26 protein-coding genes and 1 other RNA gene are annotated in these 22,470 nt (G+C 57.9%); 13 read left to right on the top strand and 14 right to left on the bottom strand.

All coding sequences use genetic code 11. The features are described from left to right. Positions 1-99: 99 nt before the first annotated feature. Both hisN and WG622_RS00480 read right to left on the bottom strand, forming a co-directional pair. Positions 100-897 carry a histidinol-phosphatase gene (hisN, locus tag WG622_RS00485; protein ID WP_339401794.1) on the bottom strand — a complete coding sequence of 266 codons (798 nt, stop codon included), beginning with the start codon at positions 895-897 and terminating at the stop codon, positions 100-102. A gap of 52 nt (positions 898-949) precedes the next feature. Further along, complete coding sequence (locus tag WG622_RS00480) at positions 950-1,315, bottom strand: helix-turn-helix domain-containing protein (protein ID WP_339401793.1); 366 nt, start codon at positions 1,313-1,315, stop codon at positions 950-952. A gap of 304 nt (positions 1,316-1,619) precedes the next feature. Between WG622_RS00480 and WG622_RS00475 the strand changes: the two genes are divergently transcribed. Beyond that, on the top strand, positions 1,620-2,582 hold the full coding sequence (locus WG622_RS00475; RefSeq protein WP_339401792.1) for an NADPH:quinone oxidoreductase family protein: 963 nt from the start codon (positions 1,620-1,622) through the stop codon (positions 2,580-2,582). Here WG622_RS00475 and WG622_RS00470 read toward each other — a convergent pair. Next, complete coding sequence (locus WG622_RS00470) at positions 2,579-3,466, bottom strand: LysR family transcriptional regulator (protein WP_209355952.1); 888 nt, start codon at positions 3,464-3,466, stop codon at positions 2,579-2,581. The two genes, WG622_RS00475 and WG622_RS00470, sit on opposite strands and share 4 nt — an antisense overlap. A 126-nt stretch (positions 3,467-3,592) precedes the next feature. On the opposite strand from WG622_RS00470, the gene WG622_RS00465 reads away from it, so the two are divergent. The 3 genes from WG622_RS00465 (at position 3,593) to WG622_RS00455 (ending at position 5,268) form a co-directional block, all read left to right on the top strand. Beyond that, positions 3,593-3,802, top strand: coding sequence for a DUF1127 domain-containing protein (locus tag WG622_RS00465; RefSeq protein ID WP_339401791.1), 210 nt, complete (start codon positions 3,593-3,595; stop codon positions 3,800-3,802). Positions 3,803-3,924: 122 nt separating this feature from the next. Next, positions 3,925-4,662, top strand: a complete 738-nt coding sequence (locus WG622_RS00460) for a Bax inhibitor-1/YccA family protein (protein WP_209355950.1) — start codon at positions 3,925-3,927, stop codon at positions 4,660-4,662. Between the two features lie 153 nt (positions 4,663-4,815). Continuing rightward, positions 4,816-5,268: a hypothetical protein gene (locus WG622_RS00455; RefSeq protein WP_339401789.1), complete on the top strand. Its 453-nt coding sequence runs from the start codon at positions 4,816-4,818 to the stop codon at positions 5,266-5,268. 15 nt (positions 5,269-5,283) lie between these two features. Here WG622_RS00455 and WG622_RS00450 read toward each other — a convergent pair whose 3' ends face one another. The 3 genes from WG622_RS00450 to WG622_RS00440 all read right to left on the bottom strand — a co-directional run bounded on the left by WG622_RS00450 (position 5,284) and on the right by WG622_RS00440 (position 7,258). After that, entirely contained in the window at positions 5,284-5,805 is a 522-nt protein-coding gene (locus WG622_RS00450) for a GNAT family N-acetyltransferase (RefSeq protein WP_339401788.1), read from the bottom strand. Positions 5,806-5,904: 99 nt separating this feature from the next. Next, complete coding sequence (gene rpmG / locus WG622_RS00445; protein WP_007814563.1) at positions 5,905-6,072, bottom strand: 50S ribosomal protein L33; 168 nt, start codon at positions 6,070-6,072, stop codon at positions 5,905-5,907. Positions 6,073-6,202: 130 nt separating this feature from the next. Continuing rightward, positions 6,203-7,258 (bottom strand): LacI family DNA-binding transcriptional regulator, encoded by a 1,056-nt coding sequence (locus WG622_RS00440; RefSeq protein WP_339401783.1) that lies wholly within the window; start codon positions 7,256-7,258, stop codon positions 6,203-6,205. Positions 7,259-7,350: 92 nt separating this feature from the next. On the opposite strand from WG622_RS00440, the gene WG622_RS00435 reads away from it, so the two are divergent. Next, entirely contained in the window at positions 7,351-8,505 is a 1,155-nt protein-coding gene (locus WG622_RS00435) for a phytanoyl-CoA dioxygenase family protein (protein WP_339401782.1), read from the top strand. Here the strand turns inward: WG622_RS00435 and rnpB are convergent. The 6 genes from rnpB to WG622_RS00405 all read right to left on the bottom strand — a co-directional run bounded on the left by rnpB (position 8,504) and on the right by WG622_RS00405 (position 12,601). Then, an RNA gene (rnpB, locus tag WG622_RS00430) (RNase P RNA component class A) lies at positions 8,504-8,865 on the bottom strand. The two genes, WG622_RS00435 and rnpB, sit on opposite strands and share 2 nt — an antisense overlap. Positions 8,866-8,956: 91 nt before the next feature. Beyond that, complete coding sequence (locus WG622_RS00425) at positions 8,957-9,433, bottom strand: N-acetylmuramoyl-L-alanine amidase (RefSeq protein WP_438838698.1); 477 nt, start codon at positions 9,431-9,433, stop codon at positions 8,957-8,959. Next, positions 9,433-10,104 carry a hypothetical protein gene (locus WG622_RS00420; RefSeq protein ID WP_339401781.1) on the bottom strand — a complete coding sequence of 224 codons (672 nt, stop codon included), beginning with the start codon at positions 10,102-10,104 and terminating at the stop codon, positions 9,433-9,435. Before WG622_RS00420 ends, WG622_RS00425 begins: the two co-directional genes overlap by 1 nt. Before the next feature lie 35 nt (positions 10,105-10,139). Then, a complete protein-coding gene (gatA, locus tag WG622_RS00415; RefSeq protein WP_209355943.1) occupies positions 10,140-11,627 on the bottom strand; it encodes an Asp-tRNA(Asn)/Glu-tRNA(Gln) amidotransferase subunit GatA in 1,488 nt (495 codons plus the stop codon). Further along, positions 11,627-11,914, bottom strand: coding sequence for an Asp-tRNA(Asn)/Glu-tRNA(Gln) amidotransferase subunit GatC (gene gatC, locus WG622_RS00410; protein WP_339401780.1), 288 nt, complete (start codon positions 11,912-11,914; stop codon positions 11,627-11,629). The genes gatA and gatC overlap by 1 nt, the downstream gene beginning before the upstream one ends. A gap of 30 nt (positions 11,915-11,944) precedes the next feature. Further along, the gene (locus tag WG622_RS00405; protein WP_339401779.1) at positions 11,945-12,601 is read right to left on the bottom strand and encodes a ceramidase domain-containing protein; all 657 of its coding nucleotides are present in this window, start codon (positions 12,599-12,601) and stop codon (positions 11,945-11,947) included. A gap of 53 nt (positions 12,602-12,654) precedes the next feature. Here WG622_RS00405 and WG622_RS00400 point away from each other — a divergent pair, with 53 nt between their 5' ends. Then, positions 12,655-13,347, top strand: a complete 693-nt coding sequence (locus WG622_RS00400; protein ID WP_339401778.1) for a metal-dependent hydrolase — start codon at positions 12,655-12,657, stop codon at positions 13,345-13,347. Between the two features lie 74 nt (positions 13,348-13,421). Here the strand turns inward: WG622_RS00400 and WG622_RS00395 are convergent, their stop codons facing one another. Beyond that, entirely contained in the window at positions 13,422-13,874 is a 453-nt protein-coding gene (locus WG622_RS00395) for a nucleoside deaminase (protein WP_339401777.1), read from the bottom strand. A 63-nt stretch (positions 13,875-13,937) separates the two neighbouring features. On the opposite strand from WG622_RS00395, the gene WG622_RS00390 reads away from it, so the two are divergent. The 7 genes from WG622_RS00390 to dtd all read left to right on the top strand — a co-directional run bounded on the left by WG622_RS00390 (position 13,938) and on the right by dtd (position 20,884). Then, the gene (locus WG622_RS00390) at positions 13,938-14,909 is read left to right on the top strand and encodes a pseudouridine synthase (RefSeq protein WP_339401776.1); all 972 of its coding nucleotides are present in this window, start codon (positions 13,938-13,940) and stop codon (positions 14,907-14,909) included. 199 nt (positions 14,910-15,108) lie between these two features. After that, entirely contained in the window at positions 15,109-15,999 is an 891-nt protein-coding gene (locus WG622_RS00385; protein ID WP_339401775.1) for a 5-bromo-4-chloroindolyl phosphate hydrolysis family protein, read from the top strand. Between the two features lie 24 nt (positions 16,000-16,023). Then, positions 16,024-17,217 carry a toxic anion resistance protein gene (locus WG622_RS00380; protein WP_339401774.1) on the top strand — a complete coding sequence of 398 codons (1,194 nt, stop codon included), beginning with the start codon at positions 16,024-16,026 and terminating at the stop codon, positions 17,215-17,217. A 141-nt stretch (positions 17,218-17,358) separates the two neighbouring features. Continuing rightward, positions 17,359-18,156 carry a DUF2927 domain-containing protein gene (locus tag WG622_RS00375; RefSeq protein WP_339401773.1) on the top strand — a complete coding sequence of 266 codons (798 nt, stop codon included), beginning with the start codon at positions 17,359-17,361 and terminating at the stop codon, positions 18,154-18,156. A 10-nt stretch (positions 18,157-18,166) separates the two neighbouring features. Continuing rightward, complete coding sequence (locus WG622_RS00370) at positions 18,167-19,297, top strand: SPFH domain-containing protein (protein ID WP_339401772.1); 1,131 nt, start codon at positions 18,167-18,169, stop codon at positions 19,295-19,297. Continuing rightward, positions 19,298-20,425: a TFIIB-type zinc ribbon-containing protein gene (locus tag WG622_RS00365; protein WP_339401771.1), complete on the top strand. Its 1,128-nt coding sequence runs from the start codon at positions 19,298-19,300 to the stop codon at positions 20,423-20,425. Positions 20,426-20,434: 9 nt separating this feature from the next. After that, the gene (dtd, locus tag WG622_RS00360) at positions 20,435-20,884 is read left to right on the top strand and encodes a D-aminoacyl-tRNA deacylase (RefSeq protein ID WP_339401769.1); all 450 of its coding nucleotides are present in this window, start codon (positions 20,435-20,437) and stop codon (positions 20,882-20,884) included. A gap of 25 nt (positions 20,885-20,909) precedes the next feature. Here dtd and glpK read toward each other — a convergent pair whose 3' ends face one another. Beyond that, the gene (gene glpK, locus WG622_RS00355) at positions 20,910-22,397 is read right to left on the bottom strand and encodes a glycerol kinase GlpK (protein WP_339401768.1); all 1,488 of its coding nucleotides are present in this window, start codon (positions 22,395-22,397) and stop codon (positions 20,910-20,912) included. Positions 22,398-22,470 lie beyond the last annotated feature (73 nt).

Here is a 22,470-nt window from a genome sequence, read left to right as displayed (position 1 = left end):
TGAGACAACCGCCGACGGAATACGGGCAAACTACTCGGCGTGAGGCCAGTCTAGAAGATCTGGACAGATTTGCAAGCTAAGGTTTTATTGAAGCTCTTTCTACACGCGGGACAAGAATTTGAGCGCCTCGGCATGCAGCGTCGTATTCGCAGCAGCCAAACACCGTCCGCCGTTGTGGGCCGGACCGCCCTGCCAGTCGGTGACGATGCCACCAGCCGCTTCGATCACTGCGATTGGCGCTTGGATATCATAGGGTTGCAGACCGGCTTCGATCACCAGATCCACCTGCCCCGCCGCCAAAAGACCATAGGCGTAGCAATCCATTCCAAAACGGGTCAGCTTGACCTGTTCGGCCACCGTTTCAAAGCCAGAGCGTTCTTCTTGCGAGCCGACTTCGGGAAAGGTCGTGAACAAGATCGCATCCCTCAGAGCGGTTGTCGTCTTGGTTCCCAGATCACGAGACCCATGCGGACCATCGACCCGCGCTGTGCCGAAACCTCCGATAAAGCGTTCGCCGATATAGGGCTGATCGATCACGCCCATCATCGGACCCTTGTCGTCCGACACAGCGATCAGAGTGCCCCATGTCGGGGTCCCGCTGATAAATCCGCGCGTGCCGTCAATGGGATCAAGCACCCAGGTCAGGCCCGAAGTGCCCGCTTTGGTGCCATATTCCTCGCCCAAAATACCGTCGTCGGGACGCAATTCGTCCAGCACATCCCGCATGGCGCGCTCGGCTGCGCGATCGGCGACCGTCACAGGGTCGAACCCACCTTCCAACTTGTTAGAGGTGGAAAGCGCATCACCGCGAAAGTATGGAAGGATTGCCTGTCCTGCCGCGTCCGCTAGGCGTGACGCGATATCGAGTAGCTCGGTGCCATTAAGGTCTTTCCGCATTGATGTATCCTCTGCCCTGCACGGCTTCGCCTAACGCAGGGCAGACAAAATCTCAAGCGACGTCGCTCAGGACCCTTGCCAATTCGAACAAACGACGGCGTTGGTTTTCCGGGTTGGAATAATACGAGCGCACCAAATCCAGAGCCTCTTTGTCACCCATCAGATCCGATGGTGCATCCACACCATCCGACAGTTGACTGTCGCTGATGCCTTCAAAGAAGAAACTAACCGGGATATCCAGCGCTTCAGCAATATCCCAAAGCCGAGACGCACTTACGCGGTTTGCGCCGGTCTCATACTTTTGGATTTGCTGGAATTTGATGCCAACCTGTTCGGCCAGCTGCTGTTGCGTCATACCAATTAACCACCGGCGGTGCCGGATACGTTTGCCAACGTGGACGTCAACGGGGTGCGTCATACTAAAGGCTCCTTATTACAAACCATTTCATCCAACCACGAAAACCCACATCTCGTGATCGAAGGCGTCGGCCAGCTCCCATACTGGTTACGACAATAGTGTGTCACTACGCATCCCTACAGCGACCAGCACACAATACCATGAACAATTTCGTTATCAAGTTTTTTGAGAAATTCTAAATTTGGACTTTACCATAGGTTGCAACTCATTCGAAAACTGTTGATTGTCAGACATTAAGGCGATTTGTAACCACTTAGATATCCTGCTCTTGTGCGGCAGAAACGTTAAACTACGGTAAAAAATCATGCGTGCTTTCCTGACAGAAGCCTTCGACTCTCCTGCGAAATTGCAAAACATCCAAATGCCGATTCCCTCGAAAGGCGAAGTGCGCATTAAAATCAAAGCCTGCGCTCTGAATTTTGCAGACATTCTAATGCAGAAGGGAACCTACCAGGACACACCTGAACTGCCCTTTGTGGGCGGTCTGGAAATATCGGGAGTTGTCGATGATTTGGGGCCAGAGACCGATAGACCCACTATAGGTGCCCGGGTGGCCGTATTTGGAGGCCAAGGGGGATTCGCGGAATATGGCTGCTTCGATGCGAACAGAATGGTGGTCATTCCTGACAACATGAGTTTTGAAGAGGCCGCTGCCTTTCAGGTGGCCTATGGCACCAGTCATGTCGCACTCAACTATCGCGCGAAAATGCAACCTGGCGAAACGCTCTTGGTTTTGGGGGCTGCGGGTGGCGTTGGCTTGACGGCCATTGAGGTTGGAAAACTGATGGGCGCTCGGGTCATCGCATGTGCGCGTGGGGCCGAGAAACTCGAGATTGCACGGAAGGCCGGGGCCGACCAACTGATAGACTCAGACACGCAGGACTTGCGCGAAGAAGTCCTCGCTCTTGGCGGTGCAGACGTGGTGTATGACCCGATTGGCGGCGACCTTTGGAAAGCCGCCTTTCGCGCCTGCAAGCCTGATGCGCGGCTGATCCCGATTGGGTTTGCGGGCGGCGAAGTGCCTCAGATCCCGGCCAATCACGTGATGGTTAAAAACCTGACAATCCTCGGGGTCTATTGGGGCGCGTATCTCAAATTCAAGCCCGAAGTGGTCACAGACAGCCTGCGTGACCTGTTTGACTGGTATAGCCAAGGCAAACTCAAACCGCACATCAGCCACCGCTTCCCGCTGGAGGACACGGCCGAGGCGCTCGCAACGCTCAAAGCGCGCAAGTCCACCGGTAAAGTCGTGGTGACGATGGATTAACCGATCCGTCGTTGAGCAATATTGGGGTCGTTGCGATGCTGGAACGCCCCAAAACCTTGCCGCAAGAGATCTGCAAAATGGTTGATCACTTCGCCTTTGCTCGGTTCGGCCCCATACATATTGATGAACTGCGTCCCGACCTCAGGCAATGCGCCGCCGTGGTCGATGATTTCCAGATGCGGCGGCTCGGTGCCCTCAATCATCACGCAGACGGCCATATCGGCGGCCACGGTGACTTCGACGGTGCGATCAGACGCGGTATCGACTGCATTCTCCCACTCAATCCCCGCCTCTTCCAGTGCCGCGAGCATGCGAGGCCGGAATGAACAAATGCGCCCACCCGCAATGCGCAGCGGACGACGCCGCCAGGTCGCGCCGCCTTTGGCACCCATCCAGGTCAGCGGCAGGCTGCAGAGTTGCTCTCCGCCTCGGGTGGGTTCTGTTGTGAGGATCAGGTCAAACTCTCCCTTTTGAAACTGAGGGATCAGCTCGCTTGTATTGCTCGAGACCATATTGACCTGAATGCGCGGATAGGCCGAACGAAGTTGTTTCAGAACCGCCGGAATCGCCGGGTAAATGATGTCGTGCGGGACGCCGATCGAGATCTCTCCCTCATATTCCTCATCCGCCAGACGACGCACGATCTCATCGTTCAGCGCAATCATACGGCGGGCATAGCCAAGCAATTGCTCTCCGGCGGGAGTCAGAGCGATCCCCCTGCCCGAACGGTCCAGAAAGTCGATCCCCATCATCTCTTCCAGCCGCTTTAACTGCATGGAAACGGCTGATTGCGTCAGATTGAGAAACCCCGCGGCTTTGGTCACACCGCCCAAGTCAGCCACAGCGACGAAACTGCGCAGGGTCGTAATATCCAGGTTCCTCATATCATCAATCCTTGTGATGTATCACTCAACAAACATTCGTTTTCAAAATACACCACACTCCGCCATATATATCAACACATTTGATGAATACCCAAACCTACATCAGGAACAAGAAAGGATCTGACTATGACTCTTCTCGCAACTCTGTCTCGTTTCTCGGGTTTTGGCCGCATTTCCAAAACCGCGTTCACGCGCCACCTGAACCTCGCGAAACAACGCAAGGATTTGGCGCAGCTGACCCCATCCCAGCTTGAGGACATCGGCGTCACTCAGGCCGAGGCGCATCGTGAAGCTATGCGCCCGCTCTGGGACGCGCCGAGTTTCTGGTACAAATGATGCGAATTCCCGCCGATTTTGCGCGGGAAATTCTTGAAAATCAGCGCCAAGTGACCAATATTCTGCTGTGACGGCCTCTGACCCTTTGTTAGGGGCCCACTCAGATAAACTTGGAGGCTTTAATGGCTGAGTATGATGCAATCCGTGGTGTGGCCGGTGCCCGCGCTGCCGAGATTGATGCGGGTCTTCGCACCCATATGAACAAAGTGTATGGCACCATGTCGATCGGCATGTTGCTGACCTTCGCTGTGGCTTGGGCCGTGGGCACAAGCCCTGCTCTGCTGAGCGTGTTCCGCGATCCTGCAACGCTTCAGCCAAACATCCTTGGCTGGATCATTATGTTTGCCCCTCTGGGCATGGTGTTCCTGTTTGGCGCCGCGATCAACCGCCTGTCCGCCGCTGGCGCGCAGACGTTCTTTTACGTCTTTGCGTCCCTCATGGGTCTGTCTTTGGCGTGGATTTTCGTAGCCTTTACAGGGTTTTCCATCGCGCAGGTCTTCCTCGTGACATCGATCGCCTTCGCGGGTCTGTCGCTCTGGGGCTATACCACCAAGCGTGACATCTCTGGTTGGGGCTCTTTCCTGATCATGGGCGTGATCGGTATTCTGGTCGCATCCATTGTGAACATCTTCCTTGGGTCCGGCGTTATGAGCCTGGCGATCTCGGTTCTGGGCGTTCTGATCTTTGCAGGCCTGACCGCTTATGACACGCAGAACATCAAGAACACCTACCTTGCCCATGCGCATGCGATGGATGAGGAATGGCTGGGCAAAGCCGCCATCATGGGCGCGCTGAGCCTCTACCTTGATTTCATCAACATGTTCATGTTCCTGCTGCAGTTGCTGGGCAACCGCGAGTAAGCAGTTTTGGAAACAGTGATACAGAAGGGCCGGACATTGTTCCGGCCCTTACTTTTTTGTGATGGCAAAAATCCGCAACTTGGCAAATAAACTATTAACAAACTTGGCATTTATAGGCATTCTACGCCTCAGGGACGACAACAGGGACGACCAATGCAAACCAGCAAATTCGCTCTTTTCGCCGCGATGGGCACAGCCGTAGGCACCACCGCAACATTTGCGCAGGCCGAAACGACTGACGCGTGGCAGCTCTTGGAAGAGATCAAGATCAAAGAGATCGTCACCGAGACCACCTATGAGGTGCAAAAGACCTTCCCTGAGAAAATGGAAGAGCGCGGCAAGGATATCCTGATCTCTGGCTATGCTTTCCCAATGCTGCCTGGTGAGACCATCAAAGAACTGATCCTGGTGTCCGACATGGGCCTCTGCCCACTGTGCGGAAATGGCGACCACGGCGCGAACCTGCAGGTCACTCTGGCTGAGCCAATCACCAATTTTGACGAAAGCATCCGCATCACGTTGCGGGGCAATTTCAAAGCGGTGACCGACCCCGAGACCTGGCAGTCCGCGATCATGGAAGACGCGACGATCATCGTTGAAGGCTGATCCCCGCCTCTCTGCTTAATTCAAAACCTTACGCATCTCGACCGCCGGAAAATGTACATCCGGCGCAAAGGTGACGTCGATCTCATGCAGCCGCTCAAAGCCAAGGGCTGCATAAAACGGCTCAGCGGTCAGCGTGCTGTTGCAGCGCAGGGACGAGATCCCAAAGCTCTGGGCTGACAGAAAAACCTCTTCCATCAAAGCACGGCCGACACCCTGCCCCAATGCGCTGGGGTCCACGGCCACGTGACGCACATGCCCCTCACCAAAGGCCCCAAGGCCTCGGGTTGGGCTAAGATCCGTCCAACCGCCTGCCCCGACAACCTCACGCTTTGCGTTGCGCACGACGAAATAAGTGCCGGTCGCCAAAAGGTCGGGCTGCGCCTTGGTCATCATCGGCAGGGCACATTCCAACACGTCGTCGGAATAGTCCTTGGCCAAGAGCTGGCCATAGGAGCGCTGCATCATGGCCGAGATGCTGGCGGCATCAGAGGGGCATGCGGGTTCTGCGATAATTGCAGGGGGGTGATATCTGGACATTTTTCTGGGTCCTGAACGCTTGGGAATTTTTGCGCGGCCCCAAAAGAAAAAGCCGCGCTCTAGCTGCGCGGCTCTGTCATTTTAAAGAAGTCTTTGATCTTACTTGATCTTGCCTTCTTTGTACTCGACATGCTTGCGCACAACCGGGTCGTATTTACGCACGACCATCTTTTCGGTCATGGTACGGGCGTTCTTTTTGGTCACGTAGAAATGGCCTGTGCCCGCGGTCGAGTTCAGACGGATCTTGATTGTCGTCGGCTTCGCCATTTTTTTTCTCCTACTACGAGGTCCCTGATCGGCAAGGAGCCCGTGAAATCTCTATGAAGCACGCCTTTTACTGGTGTAGCGGGCCGAGTCAATGGGGTTCGGGGGAAATAGCTGCGATATTGAGATATTTTTAGAGGGTCGGGGTTCGTGTCTCTGTCGACGCGCGACCATGGCGCGGGACATTGAACGGCGTGACCACCTGAATGTCGCTGCTATAGGGGGCGTCGTGGTCGCGTGCTAGCCCATGTGCGGCGGCAAAACGTTGGAACAGGTAACGCATATCCTGCCCCAAGTCGTGATAAAGGACAAAGTCCAGCTGCCCTGCGTCCAACAGGCTGAGGTTTTCTTTGTCGAGGTCATGCGCAATGAAGAACGGCCGCCTGCGCGCGCCGCGTGAAAGTTCTGTTAGGATCGCGCGATTGCCACCGCCCATGGAATAGACACCGAGGATCTCTTCTGTGGTGGCTACATCGGCCATTTGGCCGAGCGTGTTCGAAAACAGCCCCCCTCCTCCTGAAACATCAATGATCCGCAGATCAGGGCGCAAGTCTCCTAGCGTGGCTAGGAACCCGTCATGACGTTCTGCCTCGCCAAAGAATTCATCGCGACTGCGCGTGGTCAGGACCACGCCTGTTTGCCCCACTAAAGACCGCGCCATCAAATAGGCGGCGGTCTGGCCCGCGCGCAGATTGTTCAGGCCGAGATACCCCAAACGCTGCGACGGGAGAATGTCGGTGACCAGAGTGAAGATCGGGAGGCCTCGCGTAACCAACCGGTCGATCTCTGTCTGGATCGCGGGCGCGTTTCTGGCCTTGATACAAATCCCTTGCGTGCCACGTTTTTCGATCCGGTGAAGCAGGGTCAGCAGCTCAGGCTCCGCCAAGGTCTCAAAGAAATGAAACCGAGGTCGAAACACCGCAGAGCGGGTTTCAGTGAGAACTGCCTCACAAGCTGCCCTCACCTCTGTCGTGAACCGCTGGGGCGCCTCGACGATGATATCGACAAAGAGTCGCCGTCCGCGCGCGGACAACTGCTGTTCCTGCGCCTCTAGTTCAGAGATCGCCGCCTTCACGCGCTCCTGCGTTTGCGGGCTGACATGCGCGCGCCCATTGAGGGCCCGGTCGATGGTCGCCGTGCTGAGACCAGACTGAAGTGCGATTTCTTTGATCGGGAAGCGATGGGTCATTGATGTATTATTGATGTGTTTTGTGCGGCAATCAATGCGCGCGGTTGGGTAGAGTAGGTCAAGACCACGCATTTCATGATGGAGGAAATGATATGCCCCAAGATCACATCGGATTTTACGATCCAGCCGTTTGCAGCCTGAAAGACTTCCAAGAGCTGACAACGCAGCAGACCTCGCACGCAGATGTGCCATTGGCATCAGACGTTCAGAAGAATGTCCCGATCTATGCGGCCCAATCCTTGGCCTCTGACCTTGCGCAAGAGCGCCGAAGAGTGCTCAGCGAATGGGCGTGGGTCTTGGGGCAAGGCCCCGGCGTCTTTGTCATCAAAGGCGCGCAGCCCAACCTTGCAGCAATCGATCAAGCCACCGAGACCTATTTGCAGATCATCGCCAAGGAAAAGGCAGCATCTGGATCAGGGGCGGACCATTTCGCTGCGGCGGGGAGCAATGACCGCATCTGGAACTCTCTGCAAAAGCTCTGCCTGACCGCGCCTGAGGTATTTGCGCAGTATTTTGCGTCCCCGATGATAGATGCTGCCTGTGAGGCGTGGTTGGGGCCGAACTATCAAATGACCGCGCAGGTCAATCTGGTGCATCCGGGCGGGCAAGCGCAGCAGGCACATCGGGATTATCATCTGGGGTTTCAGACGGCCGAGGTTTCGGCCACCTATCCGGCGCATGTGCATGACCTCTCGCCATTGATGACCCTACAAGGTGGCATCGCCCATTGCGATGTGCCGATTGAGAGCGGGCCGACCAAGCTTTTGCCCTACTCTCAGCTCTATCGCCCCGGCTATGCAGCCTGGCGGCGCGAGGATTTTCGGGCGGATTTTGAGGAAAGGTATATCCAGTTACCGCTCGAAAAAGGCGATGCGATCTTTTTCAACCCTGCGCTGTTTCATGCGGCGGGCGAGAACCGTTCGGCAGATATAGAGCGAATGGTGAACCTCTTGCAGATCTCGTCGGCCTTTGGGCGGGCGATGGAGACTGTAGACCGCACAGCCATGTGCCTCGCAGTGTTTGACGCGCTCAAGGCCGCACAGATGGATGAGGTGTCGCTCGATGCGGTGATTGCCTCAACAGCAGAGGGCTATTCTTTTCCGACCAATCTGGATAGTGATCCTCCGGTCGGTGGGCTTGCGCCTAGAACGCAGCAAGCCTTGCTGAAAGAGGCCGTGCTTTCTGGCTGGGATAAGACCACCTTGGCGACTGAGCTCGCCGCCATGGCCGAACGACAAAAAGCATGAACGCAGGGGGCCTATAAGCCGGATTCTGTCCAGAGGTTGCCCTCCTGGATGACCATTCATCTTGAGACCTTGTTACCAAGGCCCCTCTAGCTGCCAACCCGGACCACTGGGCCAAGACGTCCTTGCCTTGCGGCGTGCGGTCCCTATTTGGCATTGCTCCCGGTGGGGCTTGCCGTGCCATCCTTGTTACCAAGGACGCGGTGAGCTCTTACCTCGCCGTTTCACCTTTACCCAAACAAGTCGGGTAGTTTGATTTCTGTGGCGCTGTCCCTCGGGTTTCCCCGGCCGGGCGTTACCCGGCACCGTTGCCTTGTGGAGTCCGGACTTTCCTCGCATTTGCGCGGTCATCCAGCCCCCTGCGTGAAGGCGTGGTTACGATGGTTTGGGGCATGCGTCAATCGAAGGCGCGTGGGGCGCGGGTCGGATTTTGAGTATTTTTGGCAAGATGAAATCAGGTGAGCGCGCGCCTCAGGCGCTGCCAGTCAAAACGCGGACCCGGGTCGATTTTCCGCCCGGGCGCGCTGTCGGAATGACCGATGATGTTTTCAAAGGGGATATTCCAGCGGGTCATGATGGCGGGCAGCAAAGCGCAGAGGGCTTCGATTTGAGGATGGGCAAAGGGGTGGTCGCCGCGATTGTCCAACTCGATGCCAATGGAGTGGGAATTGACGTCCGTGATATCGCCCCACTGCCCTGCCCCGGCATGCCAAGCGCGCATCTCTTCCGCGACCAGCTGGTGGATCTCTCCTTGGGCTGAGATCAGATAGTGGGCTGAGACCTCGAACTGAGGGTCACAGAGCCGCTTAAGTGCTGCCGTGGCCGTGTCCATGGCCGTGTAGTGCAAGACAATAAGGCTGGGCGTTGCGCCGCCTTTGCGGGGGCCGAAGTTCGGCGAGGGGGTTTGAATGATGTCGGGCTGAGGGCCCATCAGCCGCCGAGCTTTTGGAAGGGCGTTGGGTCCCAGGCGCATGCATAGCCGTCGCCATCTGGGTCCAGGCCGCGAGGATCTCGTTCAGGGCCACCGCGCGACAGGAAATCGATCTGCGCCTGATCCGAGCTTGGATAGGCGCGGCAGTTGCGGGCAAAGCGGTTGGCGGCATTCAGGCCAATGCGACGGTAGATGCGGTTGCCCACTGGGTTTTTGCTAAGCACTGCATATTCGACGATGTTGGGCCCTGCTCCGCCATCGCGTTCTGGCAGATCTGTGGCCTCAACCTGTTGATACTGCGCCGCAATTTGTTGGCGACGCTGTGCGTCATCCTCAATTGAGCGGCGCGCGTCGACAGCAGCGAAATCGTTTTCATCCGAGATGCCAGAGTTCTCGACCCGAACGGGCGCTGGATTAGATGGGCTGGCCTCAACGAAAGCGGACTCGCCTCCGGTTGGCTGGCTAGGCACAGGCGCAGTGGCTGCGAGGACATCCAGCGTCTCGCTGCTGACGGATTCCGCGGGCGGCAAGCTCGTCGCCGTTGCGCCCAGAGGCTCGTCCGAGATGCGGGGCTTGAAGTTGCCATTGTCGAAACCGACGCCGCTATCGGGAACCGGCACGTCACACGCCGTCAGGGCCAGAGCCACTCCGAAGCCTAAGATCACCCGCATTTTAACGCCTCTTTCGCCTTATCGTTGGCGGCGTTTTACCACCATTTGTTCGGTTTTGCTACGTAACCGGCTGCGTTTTCAAGCGCATAGGCGCAATTCAGCAGATCGCCCTCTTCCCAAGGGCGGCCGATCAGTTGCAGACCCAAAGGCAAACCCTGTTTATCCAGACCCGTTGGGATCGAGATACCCGGCAGGCCTGCGAGGTTCACGGTGACGGTGAAGACGTCATTCAGATACATTTGCACCGGGTCCGCATCGGCCATCTCTCCGAGACCGAAGGCGGCGGAAGGCGTGGCTGGCGTTAGGATCGCGTCCACACCTGCTGCAAAGACATCGTCGAAGTCTTTCTTGATCAGCGCACGCACACGACGGGCGCGGTTGTAATAGGCGTCATAAAAGCCTGCCGACAGCACATAGGTGCCGATCATCACACGGCGCTGCACCTCGGGGCCAAAGCCTTCGGCGCGGGTCTTTTCATACATCTCGGTGATGCCGTCCCCTGCCTCCAGCTTGGCGCGGTGGCCGTATTTCACACCGTCATAGCGCGCGAGGTTTGAGGAGGCCTCGGCAGGCGCGATTACGTAGTAGGCTGGCAAAGCGTATTTCGTATGCGGCAGCGAGATATCCACGATCTCGGCGCCCGCGTCTTTCATCATGGCGGTGCCATCGGCCCAGAGCTTTTCGATTTCCTCTGGCATGCCGTCCATACGGTATTCCTTTGGAATGCCGATTTTTTTGCCTTTGATATCGCCGGTCAGCATGGCTTCGAAATTAGGCACGGCGAGGTCTGCCGATGTGCTGTCCTTTGGGTCATGGCCGCACATTGTTTCCAGCATGATCGCCGCATCGCGCACGTCTTTGGTCATAGGGCCCGCTTGGTCCAGAGAGGACGCGAAGGCCACGATGCCCCAGCGAGAGCAACGGCCGTAGGTCGGCTTGATGCCGGTGATGCCGGTGAAAGCTGCCGGCTGGCGGATCGAGCCGCCGGTGTCGGTGCCGGTGGCGGCGAGGCAAAGATCGGCAGAAACCGCAGACGCCGAGCCCCCAGAAGAGCCGCCCGGTGTCAGTTCGGCATCGTCATTGCCACGACGCCATGGGTTGACCGCGTTGCCATAGACCGAAGTTTCGTTCGAGCTGCCCATGGCGAATTCGTCCATGTTGAGCTTGCCCAGCATGACCGCGCCGTCGTCAAACAGGTTCTGGCTGACGGTGCTTTCGTATTCTGGTTTGAAACCCTCAAGAATGCCGCTGGCCGCCTGAGAGGGAACGCCTTTGGTGCAGAAGAGGTCTTTTATGCCGATGGGCAGGCCGCACATGGCAGGCGCATCGCCAGCAGCCAAACGCGCATCGGCGGCTTTGGCCTGCTCCATCGCGATCTCTGGCGTGTTGTGCACGAAGGCGTTCAGCGCGCTGGACCCTTCAATCGCGGTCAGGCAGGCCTCGGTCAGCTCAACCGATGTCACGTCTTTCGCGCGCAGTTTGTCGCGCGCTTCGGCCAGGGTGAGTTTGTTCAGATCAGACATTATTCAACCACCTTCGGCACGGCAAAGAAGCCTTCGCGGGAATCTGGCGCGTTCTTCAGCACCGCCTCTGGCATATCGCCCTGGGTGACTTCGTCCACGCGACGCTTCAGACGTTGCGGCGTGACAGAGGTCATCGGCTCGACGCCCTCGACATCCACCTCATTGAGCTGCTCGATAAAGCCAAGGATATTGTTGAATTCCTCAGCCAGCGCCGGCAGCGCGTCTTCTTCGACCTTGATGCGCGCCAGTTTGGCCACGCGCGCAGCGGTATCCCTGTCAATGGACATGCGAAAACTCCGATTAAACTTGCAATGCGTTTAGCCTTGCTTGGCAGGCTGTGCAAGCATGTGGCGACGGTAGACCTCGATCATCCAGCCCAGCGCGATACCGTTGAGGATATGCCACATGAAATGCGTGCCCAATGGCAGGTTTTCGCAGACAGGCATGTCGAGCGAACGGAAGGTCAGAGAGATGAGGATGATCGTCGCGCCAATGGCCAAGCCGCGAGCCGTTTCAGGCGCGCGATGGCGCAGGCCGAAGGCGTAGATCAGAATGAGTAATGGCACTGGGCCATAGCCTGCGGAGACGTTGAGTATGGGGAGCATCTCAAACAGTGGCAAGGTCACATAGGCATAGGGAAAGAACAGCAAAACTGCGCCCAAGGAGGTAAGCGTGTTCTGCCCCCAGAAGTCGCGGGTCGCGAGGAAGATATAGAGCAGAACATAGACGGCAATCGGGGCGACATCCGCGATTGCGGCCCAAGTGGTTGCATAGGTGTGAAAGAGGAAGCTGCCCACGCCGATTGCAAAGAGCACAACGCAAAGCGCCTGCGCCATAGGCAGGCCGCGCGATTTGCGCCACATATAAAGTGCCGCGATTAAAAATGCGGCGTTTGTGATGGCGTTCACGGGCTCGGACCAGAAACTCGGGTCAATGCGTTCGCAATAGCCATCCAGTTGGGCTGTCAGATCCATCTTTGCCGACTCGCTTTCTTTGATAAGGTTGCAGGAAACATAAGGAGCAAATCATGAAAGTCATCTGGCTGGGACACGGAAGTTTTCGCATCGAGATCGATGGGCAAGTCCTGCTGATCGATCCTTGGATCACCGGCAATCCGGTCTTTCCAGAAGACCGCCGTGCCGAGGCCATTGAGGGCGTGAACCACATCCTGCTGACGCATGCGCATTCTGACCATGTCGCCGACTGTCGCGACATCGCGCGCGAGATCGGCGCGACGTTGGTTGGGCAATATGACCTCATGGGCTATTGGGCCGAGCATGAAGAGCTGACCACGATTGGTTTTAACAAAGGCGGTACCGTACAGCTTGGCAATGTGGCTGTGACCATGGTGCATGCGGTGCATTCCACGAGTTTCCGTGGGCCAGATGGGCCGATTGTGCCGGGTACCGAATGTGGTTTCATGATTTCAGGTGAAGGACGCACGATCTATGTCTCGGGCGACACGGATGTGATGGCGGATATGGAGATCTTTAATGATTTGCATAGGCCCGACATTGGGATCCTCTGTGCGGGCGGGCATTTTACCATGGATATGAAACGCGCAGCCTATGCGGCCAAGAAGTTCTTTGATTTCAAGGTGGTGATCCCTTGCCACTACCGGACATTTCCGTTGCTGGAACAATCGGCGGAGGCGCTGGTGGATGCCTTACCGGGTGTGGATGTCATTGAGCCAGAGGTGATGGAGGCGATCACGCTTTAGGGGCTTTGCCCCTCTTCCCGCGATTGCAAGCAATCGCTCGAATTCACCCCAGGATACTTTAGGCAAGAGAAATCCTACCGGCGTTTGTTTACGAAGAAATCTGTGAGCAAGGTCTCGCAGGCCTCAGCAGCAATGCCATCGTAGACCTCTGGGGTGTGGTGGCTTTGGCTGTGGTCAAAGACCCGCGGGCCTTGGGCGACGCCGCCGGATTTTGGATCGGAGGCGCCGTAGTACACCCGCGCAATACGGGCGTGGCTGATGGCGCTGGCACACATAGGGCATGGCTCGAGCGTCACATAGAGATCACAGCCGGTTAGGCGTTCATTGCCCAGCTTGGCGCAGGCCTCACGGATCACCAGCATCTCGGCATGCGCCGTCGGATCATTCAGCTCACGCGTGCGGTTGCCTGCCACAGCAAGGAGAACCCCGTCAGAGGCGACGAGCACCGCGCCTACAGGCACTTCGCCGCGTGCACCGGCGTCTCGGGCCGCCTCAAGGGCCTTATCCATGTGGCTTTTAAACTGCATACCCCCTCAGATGCCCGCGCATTCCCCCTTTCGCAAGCGTCAATTGGCGGTTAAAGCCCCTGCATGACCAAGAAACAGCCCCCCAAGCCCAAAGCCGCCACTAAAGGCAAGAGCAAAGACACCTCTAAAGGTGACCGCATTGCTAAGGTTCTCGCCCGCGCAGGGGTCGCCTCGCGCCGTGAAGCCGAACGTATGATCGAGGCGGGTCGTGTTGCGGTCGATGGCAAGGTGCTGACGTCCCCAGCCCTCAACATCATGGGGCATGAGAAGATCACCGTGGATGATGCGCCGATTGCGGACGCCGAGCCAGAGCGCATCTGGCTGTATCACAAGCCGCTGGGATTGGTCACGACCCACAAAGACGAGCAAGGCCGCAAGACGATCTTTGATGAGCTGCCCGAGGACCTGCCACGAGTGATGACCGTCGGGCGTTTGGATTTGAACTCTGAAGGTCTGTTGTTGCTGACCAATGACGGCGCGGTCAAACGCAAGCTGGAGCTGCCCTCAACAGGTTGGATCCGCAAATACCGTGTGCGGGTGAATGGGCGGCCGACTGAGGATACCTTTGCGCCGCTGCGTCGTGGTATTGAGGTTGATGGCGAGAAATTTGCGCCGATGGTGATTTCTCTGGACCGCCAGCAAGGGGCGAATGCCTGGGTGACTGTGTCTCTGAAGGAAGGCAAGAACCGCGAGATCCGGCGTGCGATGGGCGCGGTTGGCTTGACGGTGAACCGGCTGATCCGCGTGTCTTATGGGCCGTTCCAACTGGGTGATCTGAAACCCGGCGAGGTCGATGAGATCCGTCGCCGCGCGGTACGGGCGCATCTCGGCCTAGAGGACGTCACTCCCATAGAGGACCGCAAGAAACCCTCGCGAAATCGCAAGACCTCTGGAAAGCCAGCTGGCAAACCGGGCGGCAAGCCTTTCGCAGCCAGCGGCAAGCCCGGCAAAAAACCTATGGGAGAGCCCGGCAAGCGCCCCTCGCCCAGTCGGAGCGGCAAGCCACAGGCGCGCGGGCCGCGTAAGTCACGCTAACCTGACCAAAGCTTCGGCAAACCTCAGCTTTGATGCGCTTTCACCAGAGTTCCCCCTAGCAAGAACGCCCTTTAGCCCCTAGATTCCTGTCAAAGGTCTTTGGGGGTAAATTGTTAATGTCAGCAAACGGATTGCAGCGCCTGTCCTTTGTGCTGCTTGTCATATTGATCCTTTACGTCTCTTTCACAGGAGGTGCGTGATGGCTCAGCGATATGGTGGTAAATTCAGCCCTGACAGTGCGAGCGACACTGCGGCGGCGTCGACACCCAAGGGCGGCTTTCAAAACGCAAAACGCAGCAAGGTCGGATTTCGCGTCAACCTTCTGTTCCTCGCGCCTCTGCCCTTGATCTGGAAGGCCTTCACCTCTGAGCCAATTGTCATGGCGCAATATCTGGCAGCCCTTGGTGTGCTGCTCTTGGCTGGCTGGCTGACCCGCGAAGGTCTGATTGCTGAAGAGGCCTATGAGGCGCGCAAAGTCGCACGGCGTCCGGCTATGCCACGCAAGCTGGCGGGATCTGTTCTGACGGGCGTGGGACTTGGTCTGGTTGGCATTGCCGGCCATGGTCTGATCGATGCGGTGATCTTTGCGGTTCTGGGCGCGGTTTTGCACAGCTTTGCCTTTGGCATTGATCCTATGCGCGACAAAGGGATGGATGGCATCGACACTTTCCAGACAGACCGTGTCGCGCGGGCTGTGGACGAGGCGGAAAAGCACCTTGAGGCTATGAAAGAGTCCATTCTGCGCGCCGGAGATCGTGCCTTGGAACGCAGAGTTGCGCAGTTTGGCACCACAGCGCGGGATCTCTTTCGCACCATCGAAGATGACCCACTCGATCTGAGTTCGGCGCGCAAATATCTGTCGGTCTATTTGAAAGGCGCGCGTGACGCGACCGCGAAGTTTTCCGATATCTACGCGCGGAACAGAGACGCTCAGGCGCGTTCGGACTATGAGGCGCTGCTGGATGATCTGGAGCAAAACTTCGCCTCCCGCACTCAGAAGCTCCTATTGAATGACCATTCTGACCTAACGGTCGAAATCGATGTGTTGCGCGAAAGGTTGCAACGCGAAGACATCCGCGACGATGCGTAACACACTGTAAACGAGGGAATTTTAATGTCTGACACTGTTCGTCAAAAAGCCGAGGCCGCGCTGGCCGAAGTCGAAGCCATCAACGCTGTAATCCTGCCGGAACCCGTAGGGTCGACCGAGATTGTGCCGTTGGAACAGGCCGATAAAGCGACCTCTGCAGAGATCACAAAGCGTATCGCGGAACTTGATATGAGCGACACGAATTCCATCGTCTCTTTCGGCTCTGCTGCGCAAGCGGAGTTGCAAACCATCAGCCAATCCATGCTGGACGGCGTGCGCAACAAGGACGTTGGTCCTGCGGGCGACAGCCTACGCGATATCGTGACGACGATCCGAGGGTTCTCTGTCAGCGAACTCGACACGCGCCGCAAGACCAGTTTCTGGGAGAAACTGTTGGGCCGCGCCGCGCCATTTGCGAAATTCACCGCCCGATTTGAAGAGGTGCAGGGCCAGATCGACCGGATCACCGACAACCTCTTGGATCACGAGCACACGCTGATGAAGGACATTAAGTCCCTCGATCTGCTCTATGAAAAGACGCTCAACTTCTATGACGAGCTGGCGCTCTATATTGCGGCGGGCGAAGCCAAGATCGCGGATCTGGATGCCAATGATATTCCAGCAAAAGAGGCCGCGGTCGAGGCCGCTGAGGAAAAAGACAAGGTCATGGTGGCGCAGGAATTGCGCGACCTGCGCGCCGCGCGCGATGATCTGGAACGCCGGGTGCACGATCTGAAACTGACCCGTCAGGTGACGATGCAATCCCTGCCCTCGATCCGTCTGGTGCAGGAAAACGACAAATCCTTGGTCACCAAGATCAACTCGACTTTGGTCAACACCGTGCCGCTTTGGGAAACCCAACTGGCGCAGGCGGTGACCATTCAGCGTTCTGCCGAAGCAGCCGCTGCGGTGCGTGATGCGAATGATCTGACCAACGAGCTTCTGACTGCCAACGCCGCGAACCTGCGCGAGAGCAACAAGATGATCCGCGAGGAAATGGAGCGTGGCGTCTTTGACATCGAGGCGGTGAAACAGGCGAATGCGGACCTGATCGGCACGATTGAGGAAAGCCTGCAGATCGCGGACGAAGGCAAAGCCAAACGTGCCGAAGCCGAAGAAGAGCTGAAAAAGATGGAATCCGAACTGCGCGAGACGCTCGCGGCGGCCAAGGCCAAAAAGACTGGCCTGGGCGATACGGTCGGGACCTCTGCTGGCTAATTGGTGCGTGTTTTCAAACGCATAACGGCTTTTGCCCTCATGACAGGCCTCGCGGCCTGTCAGCTCGTTCCGGTTGCCCAGCCGGTGCCACAATCCGCGTCTGCACCTCAGGGCCCGAAGCAAAGCCTCAAGAGCGCCGACATGGCACGCTACTACCAGCGTGTGGAAAGTGACCTCTTGGTACGCGGCCTATTGCGGGTCGATGGTGGCGGGCCGGACACGCCCTACACGTCGGCCATGCTTGCCCGAAACTTCGAGAAAGTGACGTTTTACGACGAACACACCATCGGAACACGCGTCCAGCGTGGCACGGGTCAGGAACGGCTGCTGAGCCGCTGGGATCAGCCTGTGCGCATCAACGTCGAATATGGCCCGAGCGTCTCTGACGAGGTCCGCGCGCAGGACACAGCGATGATCCGCGAATACGCAGGCCGCCTGTCCCGTATCACGGGCCATCCGATTTCTGCAGGCCGCCTGCGCCCGAATTTCCATATTCTCGTGATTGGCGAAGACGACAAAAGCGCCATGACGGCGCGCGTCCGCGCCCTGCTGCCCAGCCTGAGTGCTTCGGCGCTGGCCCAGATCATCTCGCCACCGCGCGCCACCCATTGTCTGGTGGTCGTCAGCCACGCCGAAGGCCCCGCCCCGCGCATCCTTTCCGCCGTTGCCGTTGTGCGCGCAGAGCACCCTGATTTGCTGCGCCGCGCCTGCTACCACGAGGAAATCGCGCAAGGCCTCGGCATCGTAAACGACAGCCCCTTCGCGCGGCCGTCCATTTTCAACGATGACGACGAATTCGCCCTGCTCACCAGCCATGACGAAGCGCTCCTGGCTATGCTATATGACCCTCGGTTGCGCATCGGTATGAGCGCAGCCGAGGCCCGCCCAACTGTTCAAACCCTCGCCCGCGAAAGAATGGGCGACGGTGCCGAAACCTAAAGGAGATCCCATGGGTATTTTTGATTTTCTGTCCGGAGAGTTTATCGACGTCATCCATTGGGTCGATGACACGCGCGACACGATGGTCTGGCGGTTTGAACGCGAGGGCCATGAGATCAAATATGGCGCCAAGCTGACGGTCCGCGAAGGCCAGGCCGCGGTCTTTGTTCATGAGGGTCAGCTGGCGGATGTGTTTACGCCCGGTCTCTACATGCTTGAGACCAACAACATGCCAATCATGACGACGTTGCAGCATTGGGATCACGGCTTCAAAAGCCCATTCAAATCCGAGATCTATTTCGTCAACACGACGCGCTTTAATGACCTGAAATGGGGCACGAAAAACCCGATCATGGCGCGGGATCCAGAGTTTGGGCCGGTGCGTCTGCGGTCTTACGGCACCTATTCGATCCGTGTGACCGACCCGGCGCGTTTCCTGACCGAGATCGTTGGGACCGATGGTGAATTCACCATGGATGAGATCTCTTTTCAGATCCGTAATATCATCGTGCAGGAGTTTTCTAAGGTTATCGCGGGCTCTGGTATTCCGGTGCTGGATATGGCCGCGAATACCGGGGAATTCGGCAAGGTCGTTGCAGAGGCGATTGATCCTGTGGTCGCGCAATATGGGCTATCCATTCCTGAACTTTATATTGAAAACATAAGCTTACCGCCTGCTGTTGAAGCGGCTCTCGATGACCGCACCTCGCGCGGCATCGCGGGCAACCTCAATGACCACATGAAATGGAAAGCCGCCGAAGCCCTGGGCCAAGGCGGCATGGCTGGTGGTGCTATGGAAGCCGGCATGGGCGCAGCGCTTGGCATGCAGATGGGCGCGATGGCGACCGGTGCCACGAATTCCGGACCCTGGGGCGCGGCGGGTCAGGCGACGGCGCCTGCAACGGCGGCACCGGCCCCGCCGCCTCCGCCCGTGGAGCATGTGTGGCACATTGCGGAAAATGGACAGACTTCCGGGCCGTTCTCCAAAGCGCGTCTGGGACGCATGGCCGAAGAAGGCGGGCTGACCCGCGAGACCTATGTCTGGACGGCTGGTCAGGATGGCTGGAAAAAGGCCGAAGACGTGGCCGAGCTGGCGCAGCTCTTCACCATCATGCCACCACCACCTCCGCCGGGCGCATAAATGCAGGACGCCCCTCCTCCACCGCCAACTGTTCCCGCCGAGCCGAGCAGCCAGCACCGTTTTCCTTGCGACAATTGCGGGGCGGATTTTCGGTTTGATCCGGCCGCCTCGAAACTGGTCTGTGACCATTGCGGCAACGAAAGCCAGATCGACGAGGTCGGCCCCTGGAAAGGCTCGATCAAGGAACTGGATTTCCGCCGCGCGATTGAAAACCAGCTGCCCGCGCAAGAGATCGAAGAAACGCGGGTCTCCAAATGCCCGAACTGCGCAGCACAGGTGGAATTTGACTCGATCACCCATTCCAAAGAATGCCCGTTCTGCGCCACGCCCGTGGTCACCGACACCGGCATGCACCGCCACATCAAACCCCGTGGCGTGCTGCCGTTCCACCTGAACGAGCGTTCCGCACATAAGGCCATGGAAGACTGGCTAGGCAAATTGTGGTTTGCGCCCAATGGCTTGCAGGAATACGCCCGCAAGGGCCGCAAGATGGACGGCATCTATGTGCCCTATTGGACTTTTGATGCGGACACGAAATCCAGCTATCGCGGCGAGCGCGGCACCGAGTATCGCGTCAACCGCACCGTGACGCGCAACGGCAAGACCGAGACCATCAGCGAGGTCAAAGTCCGCTGGCGCGCGGTCTCGGGCCGCGTGGCGCGGTTCTTTGACGATGTGCTGGTGCTGGCGTCCAAAAGCCTGCCCAAGAAATACACCGACGCGCTCGCGCCTTGGGATTTGGCAGCGCTTGAGCCTTATCGACCGGAATTCCTCGCCGGCTTCCGTGCCGAGGCCTATGCGGTGGAGCTGGATGAGGGCTTTGTCGAAGCCCGCGCCCATATGGACCGCGTCATCCTACGCGATGTGAAATTCGACATTGGAGGGGATCGCCAACGTGTGCATGACGTGGACACCACGATCTCGGATGTGACCTTCAAACATATCCTGCTGCCGGTCTGGATGGCCGCCTATAAATACCGTGGCGAGACCTATCGTTTTGTCGTGAACGGCCGCACTGGACGGGTTCAGGGCGAGCGGCCTTGGTCCGCCTGGAAGATCGGCTTTGCGGTTGTTTTGGGGCTGATCGTGGCAGGTGTAATAGGCTATTTTGTAGCTCAAAATCAATAAGGTAGTTATATGCGAGCTTTGATCCAGCGGGTCTCGGAGGCCTCTGTTCGTGTGGACGGTGACGTTGTTGGCGAGATTGGCCAAGGCCTCTTGGTGCTGATCTGCGCGATGCGTGGGGATAGCGAGGCTGAGGCCGTGAAGCTGGCCGGAAAAATCAGCAAACTGCGGATTTTTCAGGATGCGGCGGGCAAAATGAACAAGTCGGTTCTGGATATTGGAGGATCGGCTTTGGTTGTCAGCCAGTTCACCCTCGCAGCGGACACTAAAAGCGGTAACCGGCCCGGGTTTTCAACCGCTTGCGGGCCGGAGGAAGGCAACAAGTTCTATGAGTTCTTTGCCGATCAACTGGCCGCAACAGGCGTGCCTATCGCCAAAGGGCGCTTTGGGGCGGATATGAAGGTCTCGCTGTTGAACGATGGACCCGTGACCATCTGGATGGACACAGATCAATGGTCGTAGGGTGGGGTTTTACTCCACCGCAGCACTACACCGACAAGGTCGCATCTACGGCCTTTTTCCAGCCCGCATATTTCGCATCACGGGTGTCACGGTCCATCGCGGGCTCAAACTGCCGATCCCGCGCCCAGGACTTCGCGAAATCTTCCATCGACGGATAGACCCCTGCCCGCATGCCCGCGAGCCAGGCAGCGCCGGTCGCGGTGCTCTCGAGCACCTCTGGGCGGTCTACAGGTGCGCCGATGATGTCCGAGAGAAACTGCATCGTCCAATCGCTCGCCGTCATGCCGCCGTCCACGCGCAACACGCCGGATTGCGCGCGTTCGCCCATATCGCCTTTCATTGCCTCCATCAGATCACGGGTCTGGTAGCCAACGCTTTCCAACGCCGCGCGTGCGAATTCCGCAGGGCCAGAGCCGCGTGTCAGCCCAAAGACCGCACCGCGGCAATCCGGCGCCCAGTATGGCGCGCCGAGACCTACAAAAGCAGGCACAAGCACCAAATCCTGCGCCGGATCGGCCTGTTCCGCCAAAGCCTGCGTTTCTGAGGCATTCTCGATGATCCCCAGCCCATCGCGCAGCCATTGCACCACAGCGCCCGCGATAAAGATCGCGCCTTCCAGAGCATAGGTCGTCTTACCATCCAATTGATAAGCGATTGTCGTTAACAAACGGTTGTGAGATTTCACCGACATGCCGCCGGTGTTCATCAGCGCAAAACATCCCGTGCCATAGGTGGATTTCATCATGCCCGGCTCAAAACAAGCCTGCCCGATGGTGGCGGCCTGCTGATCGCCCGCGACACCAAGAATTGGGATCTCTGCGCCCAGAATGCCCGCATCGGTCACGCCGAAATCAGCGGCGCAATCTAGCACTTCGGGCAGCATTTCCATAGGAATATCAAGCAGATCACAGATGCGGCTGCTCCACTTCCCCTTATGGATGTCATAGAGCATCGTGCGCGCGGCATTGGTCGCGTCCGTCACATGGCGCGCGCCGCCGGTGAGGTTCCAGATGACCCAAGTGTCCACGGTGCCAAAGGCCAGCTCCCCTGCCCGCGCTCGGTCTCGCAGGGTGTCGTCTTGGTCCAAAATCCACTTGATCTTGGTGGACGAGAAATAGGGATCAAGCAATAGCCCGGTGACATCAGTCACCAGCTCTTCATGCCCCGCCTCTTTCAAAGCGCGGCAAGTGTCGGCCGTCCGCCGGTCCTGCCAAACAATCGCTTTGTGCACGGGCTTGCCCGTTGCGCGGTCCCAGACCAACGTCGTTTCGCGCTGGTTGGTGATGCCAATCGCAGTGACGTCAGTTGCGGCCAGCCCAGCCTTTTCCAACACAGCTTTGCAGGTCGACAACGTCGTGTCCCACAGATCCTCTGGCGCGTGCTCCACCCAGCCAGAGGCCGGAAAATGTTGTTTAAACTCTTCCTGCGCCACCGCAGTGATCTTCATATCCGCGTCAAAGATGATCGCCCGTGTAGAGGTGGTGCCTTGGTCGATTGCGAGGATATGGGTCATGAGTTTCACCTATTGGAACAAGTACATACGCACGTGAGATTTCGCTGATCCAAAACCGTTAGCGCGAACAAAT

This window comes from Cognatishimia coralii, from assembly GCF_037478305.1.
In the GTDB taxonomy this organism is placed as follows: Bacteria; Pseudomonadota; Alphaproteobacteria; order Rhodobacterales; family Rhodobacteraceae; genus Cognatishimia; species Cognatishimia coralii.
Note: the sequence above shows the minus strand (reverse complement) of the source record. Positions and strands in the feature narration are given on the sequence as shown.